The following is a 22361-nucleotide window of genomic DNA, read 5'->3' as shown; positions in this document are numbered from 1 at the left end:
AAACCATTCAAACAAAACAATGTATCCGTTAAAATTTGAACCCATTTTAAAGCAAACGCTGTGGGGAGGAGAAAAAATTGTTCCCTTTAAACATTTAGAGTCTGAATTAACGGGAGTAGGAGAAAGCTGGGAGATATCCGATGTAGATGGTGACGAATCTGTAGTTGCCAATGGGGTTGATAAAGGACTTACTCTTACTGAAGTAGTACGCAGATACCGCGAAGAACTGGTGGGCGAGGAAAATTATCGTCGGTTTGGAAACAAGTTTCCATTGCTGATAAAGTTTATTGATGCCAAACAAGACTTGTCTATTCAGGTACATCCGGATGATACGCTGGCAAAGAAACGCCATAACTCATTTGGGAAAACAGAAATGTGGTACGTTATTGATGCTGATAAAGGTGCAAAATTACGTTCCGGCTTTTCCGAACAGATTTCCCCAAAAGAATATAAAGAAAGAATTCATAATAACACCATTACCGATGTGTTGCAAGAATACGAAATACATCCGGGCGATGTGTTCTTTCTTCCGGCCGGACGCGTTCACAGCATAGGTGCAGGGGCTTTTATTGCCGAAATTCAGCAAACATCTAATGTAACTTATCGTATTTACGACTTCAACAGAAAGGATGCGCAAGGTAAAACTCGTGAACTTCATACCGAACTGGCTAAAGAAGCCATTAATTATGAAGTACTCGATGATTATCGTACATCCTACGAACCTGTAGAAAATGAGCCGGTAGAGTTGGTAGCTTGCCCTTATTTTACTACCTCTATATACGATATGACAGAGGAAATAACCTGTGATTACTCCGAACTGGATTCATTTGTTATTTTTATCTGTATAGAAGGCTCATGCAAATTAATTGATGATCAGAAAAACGAAGTATCCCTACAAGCTGGCGAAACTGTTTTGATTCCTGCAACAACTCAGGAGTTAACTATTGAACCTGTAGGGACCGTAAAATTGTTAGAAACATACGTGTAATTACCCTTGATAATTGTACGATTTCACCACAGAGTTCACAGAGTTACACAGAGTTTTAAATACGATGCCGCATGGAAGTTTAAAACTCTGTGTAACTCTGTGGTGAAATACTAAGGGGTTTAACCCATTCAGGATAGTTTTACTTCATCCGCTTCCGTTATCTGGGGTACTTCCAACTTACTTAGCATCTTATCAAGTACAGTTTCCGGTAGCGGATATTCTCTGTTTCTGTTCTGACTTCTCCATACATTATAAGGCTTTTCAATATATACAATTTGTACCCATGCGCCATAACTAACAAATAAGTCGATAAGTTGTGATCGCATTTGCCGGGTAATGTTTGTTGCATTCCAAATAAAATCTTCTCCCTTGCGCAGGTGTTTTTTGGCTTCTTCGCGTGCAGTTTGTACTACCCATCCATTTGCAGATTTATCTGTTGGCGATATTTTATGCTTGCGGCGGATATCATCCAAACTAACAACCGGAATATCTTTGCCAAGTGATTGGATATAATGATCCTTACCCATACCGGGAAGTCCGGAGAGTAGCGTAACTTTACATTTAAAATCCTCAAAAGGAATATAATCGGCATAGCTATTTTCGGTGTTGAAATAGTGAAAACGTGCATGTGGCGTACTAAACAAACGAGGTTTTCCCCAACAATCCTGTTCCTTGCAAAATAGTTCAAATAGTTCAATAGATTCCAGTAGCTCATTCAAATCATTACAAATACGGCCAAGAGCATCGGCTTTAGCCAAAGTGCATAACTGAGCTGTATTTACCAGTTGCGATACTTCATGTATCTTTTTTGCTGGGTTTGGCTTATCCATTAACCAAATAGGTAACCCATGATAACGTACCAGCGAAGCAATCTGCTCACGGATATAAAAAGGTGCAGGTACATCTCTATATAATATGGTGCGGGCAGTGTATTCACCCCAACGGGCATGATTATGTGAAGTAATAATTCCGTTGCCTTCGTCAACAGATGTTGAGCGCTTTTCTACATCATGCAGCAAAGCAGCAGTCCACAAAATTTCTTGTTCCTGCTCAGAGGCAGATTGATAATAGGGTAGGGTAGTGAGTGCTTCGAGAACCATACGGGTATGTGTAGCCACACTTCCCTCGGCATGATAAAGTTTATGTTGAGGCACATGGTGCATATCGGCTACCCAAGAGAATCTCTCTTCAAGGGTAGCCCAATTTTTATCTGATGTAAATTTCCAAATCATAGTTTAACAACTCATAATTCAAAACTCATAACTCAATCGTGCGCGTTTCCAATTGCGTGTCCAGTGCTCATTGGTTTTTACATGTCCTTTACGCACATATTTGAATACATTCTGTGCGAAACAGTTTACAGGAAACTCTTCGATGTTTCGGGTTACCACGCCTTCGCGGCTGCAATCTTCGTTTGTTTGTGTATCAATTGACCCAAAGAACGATGGTTCTTGCGACCAACAGATTATTTCCTCTTTTAGTAACTCTGTTGTAATATTGGTAACAGCTTCTGTTTTAATTTCCGGCACAGTTGGAAAATCGAACAGTGCAGCATAAAACTTAACCTCTTCCCATGACAACCATTTATCCATACAACGAGCGGCAAAAACATAATAGTATGATTCCAGTTGTTTGTACTTAATAGAATGAATTGCATAAAGGTTTTCACCAAACAACTCTATATCGTCCAAATCGTTTTTTATTAACGACCATTGTTCGCGAAGCCGGCTGGTCCACGGCGAAGTGGTAGGTGCTGCGTGCGAACGGGCAAAAACGCCATAACGACTAAGGCAGTTGTTTTCTCCATCAAGTTTTTCGGTGTGTATAAGGGTATTAATCTTGCTGATATTTTCCCAATAATTGAGATTGATGCGGTCGTCGTTCGTTGTCCCAGGCGAAAAGGGATAATGATATGTACGGCCGTACTTTCTTGAATCCATAAGTTATACGGTTTAAATAATAAATAAAAGAATAATAAAGTGAGAGTGAGGATAGGGATAGATATAACTTTTCCATTTACTTACCGGGTAGGTAAGTATCCCTTAATCTTTTTCTATGGATTACATTTTATTGAGCATTGCAGTACCCTTTTAATTAAGGGTGTATATTGTTTGTATAAACTTGCGGCACAAAGGTATGATTTTTTTTTGCTTATTAGTATGCATATTTAATAATTCTTATATCTTTGCATGCAATTGGGAATGAATTAATAGTGTGGTTCCTCTTTAACGAACAATTTTAAGTAGCCTCTCCTTAATCTTCTCCTCAATTAAAACTTTAATATTTATATTTAATTTATTTTTTAATGAACATTTACGTTGCAGGATTAAATTTCAATATCAAGGATATTGATTTAGAAGATCTTTTTAAAGAGTATGGAGAAGTTTCTTCTGCTAAGGTTATTAATGACAGAGAAACAGGGAGATCAAGAGGCTTTGGTTTTGTAGAAATGCCAAACGATGCCGAAGGCGAGAAGGCTATTGAAGAATTGAACGGTGTGGAGTACGATGGTAAAGTTATCTCGGTAAGCATTGCCCGCCCAAGAGAGGAAAGACCTTCAAATAATCGCGGCGGTGGAAACCGTGGCGGTGGTGGATTTAACCGTCCAAGAAGATATTAATAGAAGGAGGTAAAGGAGGTAAAGAAGTTGAGGAGGTAAAGTTCTCCTGCGGCATCACCTCCTTTACCTCACTCTACCTCCTTTACCTTCTCTACAAATAAGCCACATGAAACTCAACCACAGCCTCAATCCCTTTGCGGAAGATATCCAGACTGAAGTTCTCGTTGGGCGAATGGATTGCATCCGATTCCAAACCAAATCCCATTAATACGGTTTTAATACCTAATACTTTTTCGAAGGTCGAAATAATAGGAATACTTCCTCCACGTCTAACAGCAAGGGGTTTCTTACCAAACGCTATTTCAAATCCTTTTTCGGCAGCCTTATAAGCAGGTAGTGTAATTGGACACACATAGCCGTCGCCACCATGCATAGGTTTTACTTCTACCGTTACGGTATCCGGAGCAATGCTCATTATGTAATTGGCAAATAGTTTTGATATCTTATTGTGGTCCTGATGAGGTACAAGTCGGCACGAAACTTTAGCAAAAGCTTTTGAAGGAAGTACCGTTTTAGAACCCTCTCCGGTGTAACCTCCCCATATTCCACAAACATCAAATGATGGGCGACAACTGTTGCGCTCAAGTGTAGAATATCCTTTTTCGCCAGCCAGCTCTTTCACTCCAATAGCTTCCTTGTATTTTTTTTCATCAAAAGGAATGCTGGCTATCATATCACGTTCTGCTTGCGAAACCTCTTCAACATAATCATAGAAACCGGGAACAGTAATTCGTCCGTCGGCATCAATAACTTTATCAATCATTCCGCAAAGCACATTAATAGGATTGGCTACAGCACCACCAAAATGGCCGGAATGCAAATCGCGATTAGGGCCTGTTACTTCAATCTGCCAATAAGCTAGTCCGCGAAGTCCGGTAGTTAATGAGGGTAAATCGGCACCCAGCATGCTGGTATCGCTAACCAATATAACATCGGCCTTTAATAGTTCTTTATGTTTAATACAGAATTCCTCCAAGCTTGGCGAACCTATCTCTTCTTCGCCTTCGAAGATGAATTTTACATTATTCTTTAATAAGTTATTCTTTAGTAGATATTCAAAAGCTTTAACCTGAATAAATGCCTGTCCTTTATCATCATCGGCACCGCGTGCCCAGATGTGTCCATCGCGAATTTCTGCTTCAAATGGTTTGCTTTTCCAGAGTTCCAGCGGCTCGGCGGGCATAACATCATAATGTGCATATACGAGTATGGTTTTCGCATTAGGATCAACAATCTTTTCACCATATACTATTGGGTTACCGGCCGAGGGCATAACATCAACCAGGTCTGCACCTGCTTCTAACAATAGTTCTTTCCAGCGTTGGGCGCAGGCAATCATATCATTTTTATGTTCCGGTTTGGCACTAATGCTGGGAATACTGATAAGGCTAAAAAGATCTTCCATCATTTTAGACTCATTCTCGGTAATGTAGGTTTGAATTTTGTTCATATGTTTAGTAGTTAGTAGATAGTAGTTAGTAGCTAGTAGATAGTAGTTAGTAGCTAGTAATTAACTAGTAGTGCCGCATGGATTCTACTAACTACTAGCTACTAACTACTATCTACTAACAAGATAATAATCCAATATAGTCATAGCAGCCATTGCTTCAACAATAGGTACTGCACGTGGTAATACGCATGGGTCGTGACGGCCCCGGGCTTGCAATATCACCTCCTTGCCATCCTTATCAACAGTGGGCTGCTCAATCAAGAGGGTGGCAACAGGTTTAAATGCTACCCGGAAGTAAATGTCTTCACCATTACTTATGCCTCCCTGAATACCTCCCGAGTGGTTGGTTCTGACAGCAATTTTGCCGTTGTTATTGTAAAAAATATCATTCTGTTCGGCACCAGTTTGGTGAATATTATTGAATCCTTCACCATACTCAAAGCCCTTTGCGGCATTGATACTCAACATAGCACTACCCAAAGCAGCATGTAGTTTACCAAACACAGGTTGGCCAAGTCCGATAGGGCAACCTTTAATAACACATGTTATTATTCCGCCAATGGTATTGCCCTCTTCCTTTATCTGCATGATAAGTTCTTGCATCTCTTCGGCTTTTGCCTGATCCGGACAGCGTACAGGATTATCTTCGATGGTGTTGAGATCGTATTCCAGGTAACTTTTATCCAGTTTGATATTACCTACCTGAGATGTATATGCTTTAATTTCGACCCCCAATTGTGCAAGTGCAATTTTTGCTAATGCTCCGGCAACAACACGGGCAATGGTTTCTCGTGCAGATGAACGTCCGCCTCCCCGATGATCACGAATACCGTATTTGTTTTGATATGTAAAATCAGCATGCGACGGGCGATAAACATCTTTCATGTTATCGTAATCGTTGGAACGTTCATTTTCATTGAGTACCATAAATCCGATGGGAGTACCTGTAGACTTGCCTTCGAATATACCCGAAAAGAATTCTACTTTATCAGGCTCTTTACGATTAGTTGTTATCTTTGATTGTCCCGGACGGCGGCGGTTAAGTTCTTCCTGAACAAAATCCATATCGATGGTGATGCCCGCAGGATATCCGTCGATGACCCCTCCAACTCCTTTACCATGAGACTCGCCGAAGCTTGTTAACCGGAATATATTACCAAATGAATTGAACATAATTTAAAGTTTTAAGCTGAATTATTCATGTTCCAGAATGGCTCTAAGATACTTCAGAGCATCTAAAGCTTTAACTCTTTAACTCCTAGCGAAGCGATAACTCCTTCCATTCTATAGTATGAATAATATAGGTTAAGTAATAAGCAATGGACTGTGTACAAAGTTACGAGTTATTTGTAACTTTGCAACTTACTCTATAAAACTTATAACTTATTACTTATATGAATTTTCTATTAGGTCTTACACTGCCTGAATTAAAAGATGTGGTTGCAAAAACAGGAATGCCTGCTTTTGCTGCAAAGCAAATAGCTTCATGGCTGTACAATAAGAACATTGAATCAATAGAAGAAATGTCGAATATATCTTTAAAACACCGGGAGGCGTTAAGTAAAGAATACCAAGTGGGTAAAAAATCTCCGGTAGATGCAATGCGATCGGCAGATGGTACCATAAAATATCTTTATCAGGTGGCTGGTAATAATTATGTAGAGGCTGTTTATATCCCAGATGACGACAGGGCAACGCTTTGTGTGTCTTCGCAAGTGGGTTGTAAAATGAACTGTAAATTCTGTATGACAGGTAAACAAGGATTCTCGGCAAATCTTACAGCTAACGAAATATTGAATCAGATAGCCTCTCTCCCCGAGCGGGATAAACTAACTAATGTGGTGTTTATGGGTATGGGCGAACCTTTGGATAACTTGGACGAGGTATTGAAAGTGCTTCAAATACTAACTTCCGATTATGGGTATGGATGGAGCCCGAAGCGAATCACACTATCTACCATTGGACTTAAAAAAGGATTACGTCGTTTTATAGAGGAGAGCGATTGTCACCTGGCTATCAGTTTGCATTCGCCAATTAGTTCGCAACGTTTGGAACTGATGCCTGCCGAGAAAGCATTTCCGGCACAGGAAATGATGGAACTGTTGCAAGATTATGATTTCAGCAAGCAGCGCAGGTTATCTTTCGAATACATCATGTTTAAGAAAGTCAACGACTCTCTTGTTTACGCAAAAGAAGTGGTGAAATTGCTTCGTGGACTAGATTGCCGTGTTAATCTGATACGCTTTCATGCCATTCCCGGGGTTAATCTGGAAGGTGCTGATATGGATGTGATGACAGCCTTCCGTGATTATCTTACTTCGCATGGTATTTTCACCACAATCAGAGCCTCAAGGGGAGAAGATATTTTTGCAGCATGTGGTATGTTATCGACCGAGAAGTTAAAAGAGTTGAAAAATGAAAGTTGAAAGCTGAAAGTTACTATGCTGCATCGTAATTTTCAACTCTTTTCTGTAGATTTGCAATAAATCAAAAGCACACAGATTATGAAGAACGTTTTCTACATTGGGTTACTTATCCTGATAATGATGGTTTCGTCTTGCAAAGATGTTGGTTTCAAGCCAACGTCAAGCGGTAGACCCTATGAATTAATAGTAGTTGTTGATCTTGACTTGTGGGAACGTCCTGCAGGAAGAGCTTTGCATGCTGTTTTGGATACAGATATGCCAGGGCTGCCACAGTCTGAAAGGTCATTTAAAATAATGTACACCTCGCCCAAAAACTTTGATACTACCCTGAAGTTGATCAGAAACATTATTATGGTTGAAGTATCGGACCAATACACACAGGGCAAGCTTAATTACTCTAGTGATGTATACGCTTCTCCTCAAATGGTAATGACTATACAGGCACCTAACGAAGAAGAATTACAGAAAGTTATTGAAGAGAACAAACAAGTAATTCTGAACTTCTTTACCCGTGCCGAAATGAACAGGCAAATCAGATTGCTTGAAACAAACCACGAAAACAATGTTACCGGTTTGGTTGCATCCATGTTTAATTGTCAGGTCTGGGTACCGGGTGAGTTGAGTAATACTAAATTTGGTGAAGACTTTTTCTGGGCGTCAACAAATACAGCAACTTCGGATATGAATTTTATGATCTATTCTTATCCTTACACAGATGCTGATACATTTACCGAAGAGTATTTTATAAACAAAAGAGATTCGGTAATGAAAGTCAATATGCCGGGAGCCAGAGAAGGTATGTACATGAAAACCGAGAATCGTTATGTAATTACCCAACCAATCAGCGTGCATGGTAAATATGCATTCGAAGCCCGTGGTTTGTGGCGTATGGAAGGTGATATGATGGGTGGCCCATTTGTATCGCATGTTCGTTTAGATGAAGTGAACAACCGGGTAATAACATCCGAAATCTTTATTTATTCGCCCGATAAACTCAAAAGAAATCTGGTGCGTTTAATGGAAGCATCCTTGTACACATTGAAACTACCAGGAGAGATTATTTCATCTCTTGAAATACAGCAAACGGTAAACTGAGTTTGTTCATTTAGAACACAGAGACACAGAGGCACAGAGATGTTAATTAAAAAGCTCTGTGCCTCTGTGTCTTTGTGTTCAATAAAATAAGTATATTTGCAGGTAAAACTCAAAACTCAAATTATGGAAGAAAATAAAATAAGAGTTGGTATAAGTCAGGGCGATATAAACGGGGTAGGATATGAAGTAATTTTAAAAACATTTGCCGATAATGCAATGTTAGAATTATGTACACCTATCATCTACGGATCGCCCAAGGTGGCAGCCTACCACAGGAAGTCATTGGATTTACCAACCAATTTCAGTATAATAAATTCTGCATCCGAAGCCAGCTATAATAAATTAAGCATTATAAATTGTACAGGCGACGAGATAAAAGTAGAATATTCAAAGCCTGATGTAGAAGCCGGAAAAGCAGCCCTATCTGCATTAGAAAAAGCTCTTGAAGATTACAGAGCCGGTTTAATTGATGTACTGGTAACTGCACCAATAAATAAACATACTATACAATCGGAAAGTTTTTCGTTTCCAGGACATACCGAGTATATTGAGAATGCAGTAGGCGATGGCAATAAATCATTGATGATATTAATGAAAGGTGATTTCAGGGTGGCACTTGTTACCGGTCATATCCCTTTAAAAGATGTAGCACCTACAGTAACCAAGGAACTTATTCAGGAGAAAATTCAGATATTCCATAATACATTGCGTCAGGACTTTGGTATTGGCAGTCCCCGTATTGCTATACTGTCTCTAAATCCGCATGCTGGCGACGAAGGTGTGATTGGCATGGAAGAACAAGAAATTATTATTCCAGCAATAGAAGAAATGGTTGCACAAAACATTCTGTGTTATGGTCCTTATCCGGCCGATGGCTTTATGGGATCGGGCAACTTTACTAATTTCGACGGAATATTGGCCATGTACCATGACCAGGGGTTGGTTGCATTTAAAACCGTAGCAATGGAGGATGGAGTGAATTTCACTGCCGGATTACCTATTGTTCGTACATCACCCGCACATGGAACAGCCTATGATATTGCCGGAAAAGGTGAAGCTTCCGAAGATTCTTTCCGTCAGGCAATATATGTAGCTATTGATGTTTTCCGTAACCGCTTGAGAGATGCTGAAGCACATAAAAATCCTTTAAGAAAACAGTATTACGAAAAGCGGGATGATAGTGATAAACTTAAGCTTGATACTATTGATGATGATAGCGAGCACACGCTAATGTAGATAATTGAAAGTTGAAAATTACCATGCCGCATGGTAATTTTCAATTTTCAACTTTCAATTTTCAACTTTCAAAGTCTGGGATTTCCTTTCTAATGTACTTCTGTAAGTATCAAAAGCCGAGCGAGTTTCCGGAGTTTCCGACTCGGTATAGGTACCATCGATAATTGATAAAGCGGTAGCTAATAATAATTCTTCCGGATCACCCAACTCCTTCATGTCTTGTTTAGACTCATCAATAAGGTATTCAGGTGTAAAACCTGATGCATAATCCGATTTCTCTTCCGAATTGAATATTTGGCACACAATGGGTTGCAGTATTATTTGAGGGAACTCTTCGGTATTTGTGAACTCTTGTGAGCCTACATTTTTACCAACAGTTTTTGCTCCAATCAAAGTCACTTTCATATAAGGATTCAGGAAGTTGATTACAGCCTCAGATGCAGATGCAGTGTAGCTACCTGTTAGAATATAAATGTTGCTTAAGTTCAGATTTGAACCACCGTTTAAATGCTCCTCTAAGAATGATAATGTCCAGTTTTTATCCTGGTTAAATTCATTGTACTTTACAGTTCCCATGAGGCTGCCCATAACTGCTTCCGGAGCAAACATAGAGCATAATAAAGGTACAGGGCGATTTAATTCTCCCCCCAGATTATATCGTAAGTCTAAAACCACCTCTGTTACATTTTCGGTTTTAAATTCGTTCGATATGTTACTAAGCTCCTCTAAATATCTAGTATCGTTATCTTCGCCCGATACAAAAGAGTTATAAACCAGATATCCAATTTTTTTGCTGCCTCTTTGGTAGGTGTTATGATAAAAAACCGGATTATTCAGCATGCTGCGTGCGGCCGGAATCTCTACAGGTTCTTTGGTAACCGGAAGCATCTCTTCGTCAATTGTGCCTACTTCAACAGTTATATTACTCCCTGTTATTAATTTCTTTGTATTATTTGCATTAATGGCTGCTCCATCGACCGAGAAAATCCAGTCGCCCCGTTTCAAGCCTGCTTCTTTTGCAGGTGAATCTTCTAAAACATAAAGTACCCGTGCTAAATATGTTTTGGTTTTATTCTTGTCTGTTATAAAACTGAGTTCCATACCATAAGTAACCTCTTCGGTACTACGGGTTGTTGTAGTTTCAACTTCAGATAAATCTTCCATTGTGGAGTAGCGGCTACCACTTTTCCCATCTTTCGACGACAATAGTGTTGGGAAGAAAATAGAAGGGACACTATAAAAGTTCAGTTTGTTGTCTTCCGGAATATCTTCGTGCCAGTAATAGTTATCGCGCATTACCTCTACAATCCATTTGTTTGCATTGATTCGTGGTGCATACTCTTTTCTTCTGTCTTCTCCACAAGAAACAAACGTAATAGCAAGAATAAAAAGTAATATGTATTTAGTTTTCATACATGTGTTTTGATTGTAAGCTGCAAACTTACAAAATATGTAGTTATTAGCTCCATGAAGTCTCTTAAAAATATTTTAAAGTAATAAATCATAAAGCAAAAAAAATCCTCTTCGGGAAGCCCGGAGAGGATTTTATCATTCGTTTCTCATTTCTTAATGAGTAATGTTTGCCGTACTTATTCGGCAGCAGCTTCAGGAGCAGCCTCTTCTGCAGGTTCTGCAGGTGCAGCTTCTTCTGCAGGAGCTTCTTCAGCTTTCTTAGCAGCTTCTTCAGCAGCTTTTTTCTCAGCAAGTTCTTTAGCTTTAGCTTCGTTTACTTTCTTTTCAGCATCAAGACGTGCTTTAGCTTCTGCTTTCTTTGCTTCATCTTGTTTGGCTTTCAAACTAGCAAGACCTTCTTGTTTGTTTTTCTTCCATGCTTCGAATTTAGCTTCAGCTTCGGCTTCACCAAATGCACCTTTAGCAACACCACCAAGGAGGTGTTTCTTCATGTAAACACCTTCGCGAGAAAGGATGTTACGTGCTGTGTCAGTTGGTTGTGCACCTTTCATAACCCATGAAAGTGCTTTTTCGAAATTCAAATCTATTGTAGCAGGGTCGGTGTTTGGGTTATAAGTACCGAGTTTCTCAATAAATTTACCATCACGTGGTGCTCTACTGTCTGCAACGACGATAGAATAAAAAGCATAACTTTTACGTCCGTGTCTTTGCAATCTGATTTTAGTTGCCATTTTAAATAAATGTTTTAATTATTATTGATTTGAATAATGCTATCAACTCGTAATAGCGGCGCAAAGATAGGGAATAATTTTAGATTATCAATTAATTAAGTATCTTTGCTCTATATAATGAAAGGGAAAAAATTAAAATATCAGGAATATCTTTCACATTATCCCGATTTTGATTGGGAGGGTTTTACAGAAATACGCAAGAATGGCTATCGTTGGGTTCATAGTCCATTGAAGGAAACAAATTTTTTACCTCTAAACTTGATATCAGATCCTCCTGCCAGATTACTGGATGAAACAGATAAACTTTGTTTGGGTTACGGACTATCAATTTTTGATAGTTTTGAAAACTCATTTAAAAGATACAAGGCTTTGTACAACAAGTTCCGGAGCCATCAAAAGGAGATGTTCTTAGAAGATAAAGGAGATTCAATTGCCACATTAAGATTGGAAGAAAAAGATGGAATAGGTAATGAACCCAACAAACAGGGACATTTTACATTTTATGAGTATCATGATGTAGAATTAGAAGACAATATTACAGATGTTTTATGTATAATTGATCAAGATGGAAACTTTGTCAACATATAGCGGCAAAAACAATGAGCTGAATGTTAAAGACATTCTAAGAATAGGTGATTTGGTGTATTTTGAAGGTCCTTTACTGAGTCTGTACCAAGATAGGTATAATCATTTATATATTTTTGATTGGGTAGATAGAGATAATAAATGCAACAGATGGCTTGTTTACCGAGTAACTCCTCAGGTGTTAATGCAGTTTCTTAAAGGCGACTTGTCTCATTATGAATTGTTTGAACAAAGGGGTGATACCTATTCAATTGATATAGAAAACTCAGGTAGGTTATTGTTTGATTCTGATTTATTGAAACTAGCAGAAGTGCCTCTTATTTATTATCCTAATAAAGATGATTATTTTGATATAGAGGATTGTTTACAATATGAAAAAATAAAAAGAACTTTAGAAGACGTTATCTCAAAAATAGAAAAAACAGAGGATAAATAATAATCCTCTGTTTCACATTAACTAACCTAATTAATCCCAATTAATCATTTACCTTGGGCACCTTCCGTAGTCATCACGACACGTTTCATGGTTCCATCTTCGTTATAATATAATCGATCTACACAAAAAGACCTACGAAAACTTCCTCCGTGGGTATTTATTGCACCATTATGGTAAATAAAATACCACTCGTTTTTAAATTCAAGAATTGCCTGATGATTTGTATTCGAGTTTCCGGCAATTTCATTCAATATACCTTTGTACTCCCATGGTCCGTTGATGTTCTTGCTCATGGCATAACATATTTTTTCGGGGAACTCCGAAGCATACGATAAATAATACCAATCGCCATGTTTATGAATCCATGGAGCTTCGGTAAAGCGGGGTAACTTTACTGGCATAATCGCACTATCCAGTTCAATCATGTTATCTTTAAGTTTGGCATAATAACATTGTGTATTCCCCCAGAAAAGATATGCCTGCCCATCGTCATCAATATAAACAGTAGGGTCTATATCGTCCCAACCAATTGAAGTGTATTGGGTAGTCATGTTATTCGTTATCAGTGCTTTACCTAAAGCATCTTTAAATGGCCCTATCGGTGAGTCGCTGGTTGCTATACCTATTGATTTACCAGGGATATCTTTGTGTTCTACAGTTACGTACCAGTAGAACTTTCCATTTTTCTCTATTACCTGGCTTGCCCATGCTTCGCCTTTTGCCCAACTGAAATCCGCAGCCCGCAAGGGTACCGGGTGTTCGGTCCATGTATTCATGTCCGAAGTAGAGAATACCAGCCATTCGTTTAATAAATAGTGATTGTGGGGTGGTGGGCATTCATCATGGCCTGCATACACGTAGAGTTTGTCTTTATGTACCAGTGCAGCCGGATCGGCAGTATATTTATATTTTACGATAGGGTTTCCGCTTGCAATAAATGTTGTATCGGTTTGCGCTGATAGCCCGGAATGGGCTATCAATGCAACTGAAAACAAAACTAATTTACCTATTATTCTTTTCATCATTCTTTTTTTTAAAAAGGAGGTAGAGTGAGACTTTCTTTACCTCTTTTCAAATTTGTAAACAGTAAATGTATGTGGTTCCAATTCAGCATTAAAGATATGTCCGTCTATAGACACGTTGCTTTCTTGTGGAACAATAGCATCAGGATTTTCTATTGTGTTATCCTTATCCAAATCCTGTGAGCGTAATTTAATACATACACCATTCGATAGTTTATTGTTTTTCTTCAATCCGCTGAAGTTCAATGTTATGGGCTGCGAATTATTAGAAGTGTTAGCCACCTTTACAATGTAAGTTTGATCGGCTTCTTCCCATACTGCGCTTGCAAACAATCCGTTCTGACCCTCGGCTCCTGTAACATTCTTATTGTTCATTGTTAAATTCAGGGTATGACTACCTTTGTTCAGTGCGAACAACTGTTGTACATAATAGCTAACAGTGCGAACACAGTTCAGGTTATCGAACCATATCATATCCGGACGCCATTGCCAGCCTTCGACATGAGCAAACAACGGTGCATAAGTAGCCATGTGAACAATGTCGGCATTGCGTTCCAAACCTGTCATGAAAGCAGCTTCCAATAAAGCGGCATTGAAGTGGTTCCATTTCTTTCCTTTACCATGGCAAGCATACTCTCCGGCAAATACCTTCGGTCCTTTGCGGTCATAGTTGTCGTAACGTGCGCCTTGCTCAAGGAACCATTTCTCCGGACGATAGAAGTGTTCGTCAACAAGATCAGCTTTCAGGCGTTTCATCTCCGGCCACAGGTAATCAAACTGCTTACCTTCCGAGTCGGGACCAGAGCTACCTATAATCTTAATATCAGGATAAGCTTTGCGGATTGCTTTAATAAACGGTTCAAGATGTTCGGGATATTCGGGTCCCCATTGCTCGTTACCAATACCTATAAATTTCAGGTTGAATGATTCGGGATGTCCCATATCGGCACGAAGTTTTCCCCATTTAGTAGATACATCGCCGTTAGCAAACTCAATCAAGTCGAGAGCATCTTGTATGTAGCTATCTAATTCGCATGTGGGTACATGTGCATCCATATTATTGTTCTGGAATTGGCAAGCTAAACCACAACTTAACACAGGTAGCGGTTCAGCTCCAATTTCCTTTGATAACAAAAAGAATTCATAAAATCCCATACCATAACTTTGATAATAGTCGGGATAGAATCGATGCGGGAATGTATAGTGCCAACGGTTTTCGTTTATCGGACGGTTCTCAACAGGACCAACACTCTTTTTCCAGTCGTAACGGGTTTCCAGATCGGTACCTTCAACAATGCAACCTCCGGGGAAACGGAAAACTCCTGGTTTAATATCGGCCAATGCCTGTGCTAAATCTTTACGCAAACCGTTTTCGTGTCCTTTCCAGGTATCAACAGGAAACAATGAAACATGCTCAAGGTCAACTGTTGTGTTCGAAGCCAGAAATATACGCAGAACAGATTTGGGTTCTGTTATATTGGGTTTTAAAATAACCTGGTACTTTTTCCACTCGGTTGAGTTGATAACAACATCTTGTGTAGCAAATCCATGCTGCTCGCCCATGCTGTTTGTTTTAACCAGTTCTACTCTTATTTTAGATTCTTTTCCACCTTCGGGCAAACGCGCCCAAACGGAAAAGCGATATTCTTCACCTTGTTTTACTCCAACACCAAAGAAACCCTCGTTTTCCAGTCCGGTTCTTTTGTGTGCGTGTTCCGGATTGGCTAAACGAACATAATGCGGATTGCGTTCAAATGGGCCATCTTCCTGCAAGCTAACATTACCAAATGTTTTCCAACCCATCAGGTTTTGTGGAAACTCAAAAGAACGGTTTTTTACCAGTTCGGCATATAAACCGCCATCGGCTCCATAGTTAATGTCTTCAAAAAACAATCCGTACATGGTAGATTGTATAGGAGCACCCAGTTTTTTGGTTTGGATAACCATTTCGTTTGTTTGAGCACTGACCGTTATTCCAACAGAAAGAGCCAGTGCCGTAAAAAGAGCTTTGTGCATTCTCATGATTATTGAATTATTAATAGTTTATATTGAAACGCAGATTAACGCGGATTAACGCAGATTTTTATATTAAAAGATTAATCTGCGTTAATCCGCGTTAATCTGCGTTTTAATATATTGTAGCAAAAATAAGTCTTACCTAATGAATCCCGGGTCAATTATGTCTCATAATAGGGGTTCAAATCAATCATTTTATCCTTTTTCCCCATACCGATCTTCCATTTTTATCCAATCCGGTAAAAAGAATGGTTTGCATTTCGTTTTCCCAGTCTTGTCCGGCAAATACAATAAGTTCGTCAATCGGTTCATCATCTAATGTAATTTGCATAATCTGTTTGTCGTTCAAGAATTTCCAGGTTCCTCTGTCAGTAATTTCTCCTTTCTCTGTTAGAACAATGTGGAAGGAGCGGTTCCACTCTTCATCCACCAGCTCGCCCTCGCCCCAGAGAATTTGTCCTGCTTCCAGTTGACGTTCATGTAACGGCTCTATTAAACGGATAACTTCCCATTCGCCTGCCATATCCCGACTATCGAATTTACGTTGTGGGGTTGCTGCATATCTTTCGGGCGAAGCAACAGGCCAGCCTTGTGAGTTGAAGAACACTTCGCGTGTATGCAACACCATCAACATATTTTGTGGAGATAGGCGTGCCTGATGAAACATAAAGTATCTTCCGTTATCTTCTAAAACTCCGCAGTGAGCAGTTCCTGCCCATCCGGGATGGTTGTCGAATTGGTAAGGAGCCGTAAGAATAGGGAAGTTGTTGGTTGTATCTTTTAAATTCTGTTCGTTGAAATCAAAGAAAGGTCCTTCTGCCTGTTTACCTCTACCCACACGTACATTGTAGGTAGTCATTAGCGGATCGTAAGAAACGAAGAGAAAATATTCCTTTAACTCCGGATTATATACAATTTCGGGAGCCTCAAGATTATCTTTTCTATAATTAGCCCGACGGGCAACCAAATGGCCTTGGTCATCTTGTGTTTTGGCAAGTCCTGTTTCCGGATTAAGTTCTACACAGAATAATCCTCCGAAATAAGAACCGTAATGCATCCACCATTTACCGTTTTCGTCCACAATAATGCTGGGGTCGATGGCGTTCATCACACTTTCTTTGTTTGTTTTTACCACACATCCTTTTAACTCCCACGGACCTTCGGGCGAGGTTGATTCGGCTAAACCGATATAAGATGTTTTCTGTCCGAATGCTGATACACAGTAATATAGCCTGTATGTGTCATTATGCTGTATAATGTATGGTGCCCATATATTGGTTGCCCCTTTTCCGTCGGCATTGTTTCTTACCCATTCTACTGCTTCTTGGGGTATTTCGTTAAAAGCCCATCCCTGGAATTCCCAGTTAACCAGGTCTTTTGACCGACGTACCTGTATATATCCCAACGGAACGCCTTTTTCTTTAGCTTCTTTTTTGTTTTCGGCAAAAATGGCATCGGTAGAGTACATGTAATAGTAATCGCCGAACTTCTTACATGCCGGATCGTGTACATTGTAGGTACCCCATTGACGGTAATTCTCCATTTGCGAAATAGAACGATAATTATCTTCCCACGGATTAGGCGATGGAGTAGGAGAGTAGGGTGCTTGTTTGGCACAAGATATCAAACCAAACCCAATAATGATTAATAGTATTTTCTTCATGATATTCTATTTGAACACAGATACACACTGTGTTCTATTAATTGTTTTTGCAAAAATAGGTCTGAACCAAACGAGCGGGGTGGACTAATGAGCATTTAAGGTGGACAAATGCTCACATGGCAAAAAAAGTACCATTTTATGATTTGCTAAATGGCAGATAATCATATAACTTTGTTGGTATGAACAAAATTACTATGAAACCATATTTCTGTCTGCTCACTCTTCTATGCTTTTTGTTTCTTTCTATAAGTGGAAAGGCGCAAGAACAATTTAGTTCAAGATATAATTTGAGTTATGTAACTATGGAGAATGGGTTACTCCATAACTTTGTTGATGATATTTATAAAGATAGCCATGGATTTCTTTGGATTTCTACTGCAGGAGGCGGACTATCACGATACGATGGTTACGAGTTTGTGAACTATAATATAAACACCCAGGGAGCCAAGCTAAAAAGTAACTTTATAAAAGCCTGTTGTGAAGACGATTTCGGACGGCTTTGGATTGCATCCGACGGAGGTATCGACATACTGGATCTGCCGAGCAGGCAAATTGTTATTCCACAATTTGTTCACGGTTCTTTTACATCTACCCTGCATCATCCTGTGTTTAATATAATGAAAGACAGTAAAGGCAATATCTGGCTTTATGGCAGAAATACATTCTATAAGATTTTGTTTACCGAGAATGGTGTTATATCCGAAGTACAGACTCTTTCTTCTATCTCTTCGTCTATTCAGGAAGTAGCCATGCTTGATGTTGACGAAGACGGCCAGATATGGGCAGGCACCGGGAATCAAATATTTAAATTACATTCGGTAGGCGATGGAAAACTTGAGGCCGTTCTTGTTGATCCTGTTCTTGCATTTGAACCCGATATTCAGATTTTGGCTTTGTGCCTGAAAGAAAACGAACTTTGGATAGGAGCCGAAACCGGACTTATCCGTTACAACAAAAGTGAGAATATTGTTAAACGGTATTGGTACGATGGAAATAATCCACGGTCATTAACCCAGAACCATATCAGTGATTTGGCAATTACTGCCGGAAAACAACTCATTGTAAGTACATTGCGTGGACTTAACGTATATAACCCGGTAACCGACGATTTTGAACAGATTATGCAGGATACCCGAAGCCATCAACAGTCGCTCAATTCTAACTTTGTGAACTGTGTATTGGTAGATGGTGATATTATTTGGGTAGGTACCGAAACCGGAGGGTTGAATAAATTTGTTCCGAGACAGTTATCGGTAAGGAATTATTTTCATAACAAAGAAGATCAATACAGTATAAGTCCTAACCCGGTGAATGCTATTTATGAAGATACCAAAGGCGATCTTTGGGTAGGAACTGTAGAGGGAGGATTAAATAAAAGAATAAAAAACAGTGAACGATTTGCTCATTTTACCGAGGCATCGGCAAAACTTAGTCATAATTCGGTAAGTGCCCTTGTGGCCGATGAGCATAATCAATTATGGGTTGGAACCTGGGGACACGGCATTACTATATACGATATAGATCATCCGGAAAGAGGAGCAAAGAAACATCTGTCGAGTTGGATTAACAATGGAATGCCCATTAATTTTGTGGGTTCTTTGTGTTACGATACAATAAATAAAGTAATGTGGTTTGGTACCAGCCGCGGATTTTATTATTACGACTATGAAACAGACACTGTGTATTCGCCATTCGAAAATGAAGATCTGGCAAACACTATAAACAGCTCTTTAGGAGCAGTGGTCGACCGGTATGGACAATTATGGATGGGGTGTACCGATGGGGTTTATGTGTTCTACTTACAATCGCGTCAGAATAATAAATTTACGTATACTCATTTAAAATATAAACTCGACGATCCTACTTCACGGTTAGGAGAGAAGATTACCAGCTTTCATCTTGATTCGGACGGCACATTGTGGATTGGTAGTAATGGTGGAGGGTTGTACAAACATATTCCTAACGAAGATGGTACAGTGGGTAAATTTATTAGTTATACCACCGATCATGGTTTGATAAATAATAATGTTCGTGGAATACTCGAAGATAAGTGGAAACAGTTGTGGATTAGTACCAATAACGGATTATCGTGCTTTGATCCGGAAACAGCTAAGTTTACTAATTATACACAGAACGACGGATTACCAGGCAATCATTTTTATTGGAATGCCTGTTGTAGCTCTCAAAACGGACTTCTTTATTTTGGAACATTAGAAGGGTTAACCGGGATTGATCCCAATCGTATAACTCCACGTGTTTTGCCTAACCGGGTTACACTGACCCGCTTAAGCGTTATGAATCAGGAAATTCTTCCGGATGGAAAATACATTGATAAGGATATCGCTATTGCTCGTGCATTGAAACTGCACGAAAGCGACAAATCTTTCTCGCTTGAATTCTCGGCATTGAATTATGAATCGCCCTCAACAGCCGTGTACAGTTACCGTTTAGATGGCTTTGACGACGAATGGGTAAATGTACCTGTAAGCCGCCGTTTTGCCAGCTATACTAATCTTCCGGCTGGCAAATATACGTTTCAGGTAAAATACCTACCCGATGGGGTGGTAACAGAAAACAGTCCGGTAACAACATTGCAAGTTGTAGTGCGTCCTTTTTTCTATAAAACAAGTTGGTTTATATCCCTGATGGCTATAATTGCAATTTGCCTGATTGCTTATATCTACTTGCAGCGTATTTTCACCCTTGAAAAGCAAAAAGAACGTTTGCACCGTAAAGTAGAAGAAAGAACCCACGAACTGAACGAGCAGAAACTCTTGTTGGAAGAACAAACAGAAGAACTTTCGCGTCAGAACGAAGTGCTAGTGCAGCAAAATGAGCAGATTACCCAACAGCAAGCAGAAATCATAGCCATGTCTCAAAAGGTACAGGAACTTACCATGGATAAAATATCGTTCTTTACCAATATCACCCACGAATTCCGTACCCCTATTACCTTAATAATAGGACCTATTGAACGGGCATTAAAATTAAGCTATAACCCACAGGTAATTGAACAGCTTAACTTTGTGGAGCGTAACTCCAAATATCTTCTTTCGTTGGTGAATCAGTTAATGGATTTCCGGAAGGTAGAGTCGGGGAAGATGGAGATCGTGAAAACAATGGGTAACTTTACCGATTTTATATCCTCCATTATTGCCCCGTTTGAACTATTTGCAGCAAATAGAAACATACATCTTCGTAAATACATTCGGTTGAATTCGCCCGAGTTTCTTTTCGACCAGGATGCCATGCACAAGGTTATAACCAATTTATTATCGAATGGCATTAAATTTACTCCAGATGGTGGTACGGTATCTTTATACATAACCTCTTTTGTTGATCCGAAAGAGAATACCGAGAAACTGTATGTTTGTGTAAGAGATACCGGCACAGGTATCCCCGAAGATGATGTGTTACAGATATTCGATCGCTTTTATCAGGCTCAGAACCATGCCAAGTACCCGGTGTATGGACAAAGCGGAACAGGTATCGGACTTTATTTATGTAAGCATATTGTGCAGTTGCATGGTGGTGTTATTACTGCTGCTAATAATATGAAAGCAGGTAGCAATTTCCGTATCTTATTACCCATAGAGAGAGAGGGTGAAGCGAATACATTGAATCAATTAACAGAAACTCCACTTGTTGTAGACGAGGAGAAGCCCCAACTGCCGTCTCACTTTGTACCGGGGCGTTTAACAATTCTGGTTGTAGAAGATAATGCGGATATGCGTAGCTTTATTCGTTCTATATTGATTGAATATTATAATATATTGGAAGCCGAAAACGGAGAAAATGCATTGGATATACTTAACCGCAACAATGTTGATTTTATAGTGAGCGATCTCATGATGCCGGTAATGGATGGTATTGAACTATCTCGTAGGGTAAAAGAGAACTTTGCGATATCGCACATCCCATTCTTGATGCTTACAGCCAAGACCGCACACGAAGCACGTATTGAAAGTTATAAAATTGGTGTGGATGCTTATCTGATGAAACCATTTAATGAAGAGTTGTTGTTAACCCGCATTGCGAATATTATAGATAACCGCAAGCGGTACCAGAACCGCTTTATGAATAAGATGGATGTATCTGTGTTAGAAATGGAAACAGAATCCGGCGACAAGAAGTTTTTGGATAAGGCATTAAAGATAATGAGCGAAAACTATAAAAACTCATATTACGAAACCAGCGATTTAATTGAAGCAATGGGAGTAAGTAAAAGCTTGCTTAACAAGAAGTTACAAACCCTTACCGGACAGTCTATCGGACAGTTTATCCGGAACTACCGGTTAAACCTGGCCCACGAACTAATTGAAAAGAACAAAGTAACTAAAAGCATGAATATTTCCGAAATAGCTTATGAGGTAGGGTTTAATGATCCCAAGTATTTTACAAGGTGTTTTACAAAAAGATTCATGGTGCCACCAAGTGTTATGATGGAAGATAGTGAATGATTTGATTTGAAACAAAATTTCCCCCTCCCAGAGTTTAAAAAGTGAAAATTTGCCGTCACACCAGCACGCGGCTATTTATGTGTTTGATTAACAATGTGTTAAAGCGTGCTGGCAAAGTGTGCTGGCAATTATATTTACAATTTGCCAGCACACCATGCTTTAGTAGGGACTTTTCTATAGAAAACCCTAGATTCTTCTGCATAATAGTCCATAGTTTTCC

At 39.4% G+C, this 22361-nt stretch carries 17 protein-coding genes; 8 read left to right on the top strand and 9 right to left on the bottom strand.

What is annotated here, in order from left to right:
• Positions 1-19 precede the first annotated feature (19 nt).
• On the top strand, positions 20-988 hold the full coding sequence (locus tag D0T85_RS09390; RefSeq protein ID WP_163212567.1) for a type I phosphomannose isomerase catalytic subunit: 969 nt from the start codon (positions 20-22) through the stop codon (positions 986-988).
• 128 nt (positions 989-1116) lie between these two features.
• Here D0T85_RS09390 and D0T85_RS09385 read toward each other — a convergent pair whose 3' ends face one another.
• Entirely contained in the window at positions 1117-2220 is a 1104-nt protein-coding gene (locus D0T85_RS09385) for an AAA family ATPase (RefSeq protein WP_163212565.1), read from the bottom strand.
• Between the two features lie 18 nt (positions 2221-2238).
• Entirely contained in the window at positions 2239-2928 is a 690-nt protein-coding gene (locus D0T85_RS09380) for an RNA ligase family protein (RefSeq protein WP_163212563.1), read from the bottom strand.
• A gap of 365 nt (positions 2929-3293) precedes the next feature.
• Between D0T85_RS09380 and D0T85_RS09375 the strand changes: the two genes are divergently transcribed.
• Complete coding sequence (locus D0T85_RS09375; protein ID WP_163212561.1) at positions 3294-3608, top strand: RNA-binding protein; 315 nt, start codon at positions 3294-3296, stop codon at positions 3606-3608.
• Between the two features lie 91 nt (positions 3609-3699).
• On the opposite strand, the gene D0T85_RS09370 is transcribed toward D0T85_RS09375, so the two are convergent.
• Positions 3700-5058, bottom strand: a complete 1359-nt coding sequence (locus D0T85_RS09370; protein WP_163212559.1) for a dipeptidase — start codon at positions 5056-5058, stop codon at positions 3700-3702.
• 108 nt (positions 5059-5166) lie between these two features.
• A complete protein-coding gene (gene aroC / locus D0T85_RS09365) occupies positions 5167-6231 on the bottom strand; it encodes a chorismate synthase (RefSeq protein ID WP_163212557.1) in 1065 nt (354 codons plus the stop codon).
• Between the two features lie 221 nt (positions 6232-6452).
• Between aroC and rlmN the strand changes: the two genes are divergently transcribed.
• From rlmN to pdxA, 3 genes are all read left to right on the top strand, one after another.
• The gene (gene rlmN / locus D0T85_RS09360) at positions 6453-7484 is read left to right on the top strand and encodes a 23S rRNA (adenine(2503)-C(2))-methyltransferase RlmN (protein ID WP_163212555.1); all 1032 of its coding nucleotides are present in this window, start codon (positions 6453-6455) and stop codon (positions 7482-7484) included.
• 75 nt (positions 7485-7559) lie between these two features.
• The gene (locus D0T85_RS09355; RefSeq protein WP_163212655.1) at positions 7560-8579 is read left to right on the top strand and encodes a DUF4837 family protein; all 1020 of its coding nucleotides are present in this window, start codon (positions 7560-7562) and stop codon (positions 8577-8579) included.
• Positions 8580-8702: 123 nt separating this feature from the next.
• Positions 8703-9815, top strand: a complete 1113-nt coding sequence (gene pdxA / locus D0T85_RS09350; RefSeq protein ID WP_163212553.1) for a 4-hydroxythreonine-4-phosphate dehydrogenase PdxA — start codon at positions 8703-8705, stop codon at positions 9813-9815.
• 54 nt (positions 9816-9869) lie between these two features.
• On the opposite strand, the gene D0T85_RS09345 is transcribed toward pdxA, so the two are convergent.
• Positions 9870-11228 carry a S41 family peptidase gene (locus D0T85_RS09345; protein WP_163212551.1) on the bottom strand — a complete coding sequence of 453 codons (1359 nt, stop codon included), beginning with the start codon at positions 11226-11228 and terminating at the stop codon, positions 9870-9872.
• Between the two features lie 176 nt (positions 11229-11404).
• Complete coding sequence (locus D0T85_RS09340; protein ID WP_163212549.1) at positions 11405-11959, bottom strand: 30S ribosomal protein S16; 555 nt, start codon at positions 11957-11959, stop codon at positions 11405-11407.
• Positions 11960-12076: 117 nt separating this feature from the next.
• Between D0T85_RS09340 and D0T85_RS09335 the strand changes: the two genes are divergently transcribed.
• The gene (locus D0T85_RS09335) at positions 12077-12547 is read left to right on the top strand and encodes a hypothetical protein (RefSeq protein WP_163212547.1); all 471 of its coding nucleotides are present in this window, start codon (positions 12077-12079) and stop codon (positions 12545-12547) included.
• Positions 12525-12980, top strand: coding sequence for a hypothetical protein (locus D0T85_RS09330; RefSeq protein WP_163212545.1), 456 nt, complete (start codon positions 12525-12527; stop codon positions 12978-12980). The genes D0T85_RS09335 and D0T85_RS09330 overlap by 23 nt, the downstream gene beginning before the upstream one ends.
• A 44-nt stretch (positions 12981-13024) precedes the next feature.
• Here D0T85_RS09330 and D0T85_RS09325 read toward each other — a convergent pair whose 3' ends face one another.
• The 3 genes from D0T85_RS09325 to D0T85_RS09315 form a co-directional block, all read right to left on the bottom strand.
• The gene (locus tag D0T85_RS09325; RefSeq protein ID WP_163212653.1) at positions 13025-14002 is read right to left on the bottom strand and encodes a glycoside hydrolase family 43 protein; all 978 of its coding nucleotides are present in this window, start codon (positions 14000-14002) and stop codon (positions 13025-13027) included.
• 39 nt (positions 14003-14041) lie between these two features.
• Positions 14042-16024, bottom strand: coding sequence for an alpha-L-arabinofuranosidase C-terminal domain-containing protein (locus D0T85_RS09320; protein ID WP_163212543.1), 1983 nt, complete (start codon positions 16022-16024; stop codon positions 14042-14044).
• Between the two features lie 184 nt (positions 16025-16208).
• The gene (locus D0T85_RS09315; RefSeq protein ID WP_163212541.1) at positions 16209-17681 is read right to left on the bottom strand and encodes an arabinan endo-1,5-alpha-L-arabinosidase; all 1473 of its coding nucleotides are present in this window, start codon (positions 17679-17681) and stop codon (positions 16209-16211) included.
• A 194-nt stretch (positions 17682-17875) separates the two neighbouring features.
• Here D0T85_RS09315 and D0T85_RS09310 point away from each other — a divergent pair, with 194 nt between their 5' ends.
• Entirely contained in the window at positions 17876-22141 is a 4266-nt protein-coding gene (locus D0T85_RS09310; protein ID WP_163212651.1) for a hybrid sensor histidine kinase/response regulator transcription factor, read from the top strand.
• The last annotated feature ends 220 nt before the right edge of the window (positions 22142-22361 follow it).

It is taken from the genome of Bacteroides sp. 519, assembly GCF_010500955.1.
Classification (GTDB): Bacteria; Bacteroidota; Bacteroidia; order Bacteroidales; family Bacteroidaceae; genus Bacteroides.
This window is presented reverse-complemented; position numbering and strand designations above follow the sequence as displayed.

Excerpts from the sequence above, each read along its gene's own strand:
- D0T85_RS09310 (WP_163212651.1), top strand. The coding sequence starts at position 17,876 with ATGAAACCATATTTCTGTCTGCTCACTCTTCTATGCTTTTTGTTTCTT.
- D0T85_RS09315 (WP_163212541.1), bottom strand. The coding sequence starts at position 17,681 with ATGAAGAAAATACTATTAATCATTATTGGGTTTGGTTTGATATCTTGT.
- D0T85_RS09340 (WP_163212549.1), bottom strand. The coding sequence starts at position 11,959 with ATGGCAACTAAAATCAGATTGCAAAGACACGGACGTAAAAGTTATGCT.
- D0T85_RS09320 (WP_163212543.1), bottom strand. The coding sequence starts at position 16,024 with ATGAGAATGCACAAAGCTCTTTTTACGGCACTGGCTCTTTCTGTTGGA.
- rlmN (WP_163212555.1), top strand. The coding sequence starts at position 6,453 with ATGAATTTTCTATTAGGTCTTACACTGCCTGAATTAAAAGATGTGGTT.
- D0T85_RS09390 (WP_163212567.1), top strand. The coding sequence starts at position 20 with ATGTATCCGTTAAAATTTGAACCCATTTTAAAGCAAACGCTGTGGGGA.
- aroC (WP_163212557.1), bottom strand. The coding sequence starts at position 6,231 with ATGTTCAATTCATTTGGTAATATATTCCGGTTAACAAGCTTCGGCGAG.
- D0T85_RS09335 (WP_163212547.1), top strand. The coding sequence starts at position 12,077 with ATGAAAGGGAAAAAATTAAAATATCAGGAATATCTTTCACATTATCCC.
- pdxA (WP_163212553.1), top strand. The coding sequence starts at position 8,703 with ATGGAAGAAAATAAAATAAGAGTTGGTATAAGTCAGGGCGATATAAAC.
- D0T85_RS09345 (WP_163212551.1), bottom strand. The coding sequence starts at position 11,228 with ATGAAAACTAAATACATATTACTTTTTATTCTTGCTATTACGTTTGTT.
- D0T85_RS09330 (WP_163212545.1), top strand. The coding sequence starts at position 12,525 with ATGGAAACTTTGTCAACATATAGCGGCAAAAACAATGAGCTGAATGTT.
- D0T85_RS09370 (WP_163212559.1), bottom strand. The coding sequence starts at position 5,058 with ATGAACAAAATTCAAACCTACATTACCGAGAATGAGTCTAAAATGATG.
- D0T85_RS09385 (WP_163212565.1), bottom strand. The coding sequence starts at position 2,220 with ATGATTTGGAAATTTACATCAGATAAAAATTGGGCTACCCTTGAAGAG.
- D0T85_RS09325 (WP_163212653.1), bottom strand. The coding sequence starts at position 14,002 with ATGAAAAGAATAATAGGTAAATTAGTTTTGTTTTCAGTTGCATTGATA.
- D0T85_RS09380 (WP_163212563.1), bottom strand. The coding sequence starts at position 2,928 with ATGGATTCAAGAAAGTACGGCCGTACATATCATTATCCCTTTTCGCCT.
- D0T85_RS09375 (WP_163212561.1), top strand. The coding sequence starts at position 3,294 with ATGAACATTTACGTTGCAGGATTAAATTTCAATATCAAGGATATTGAT.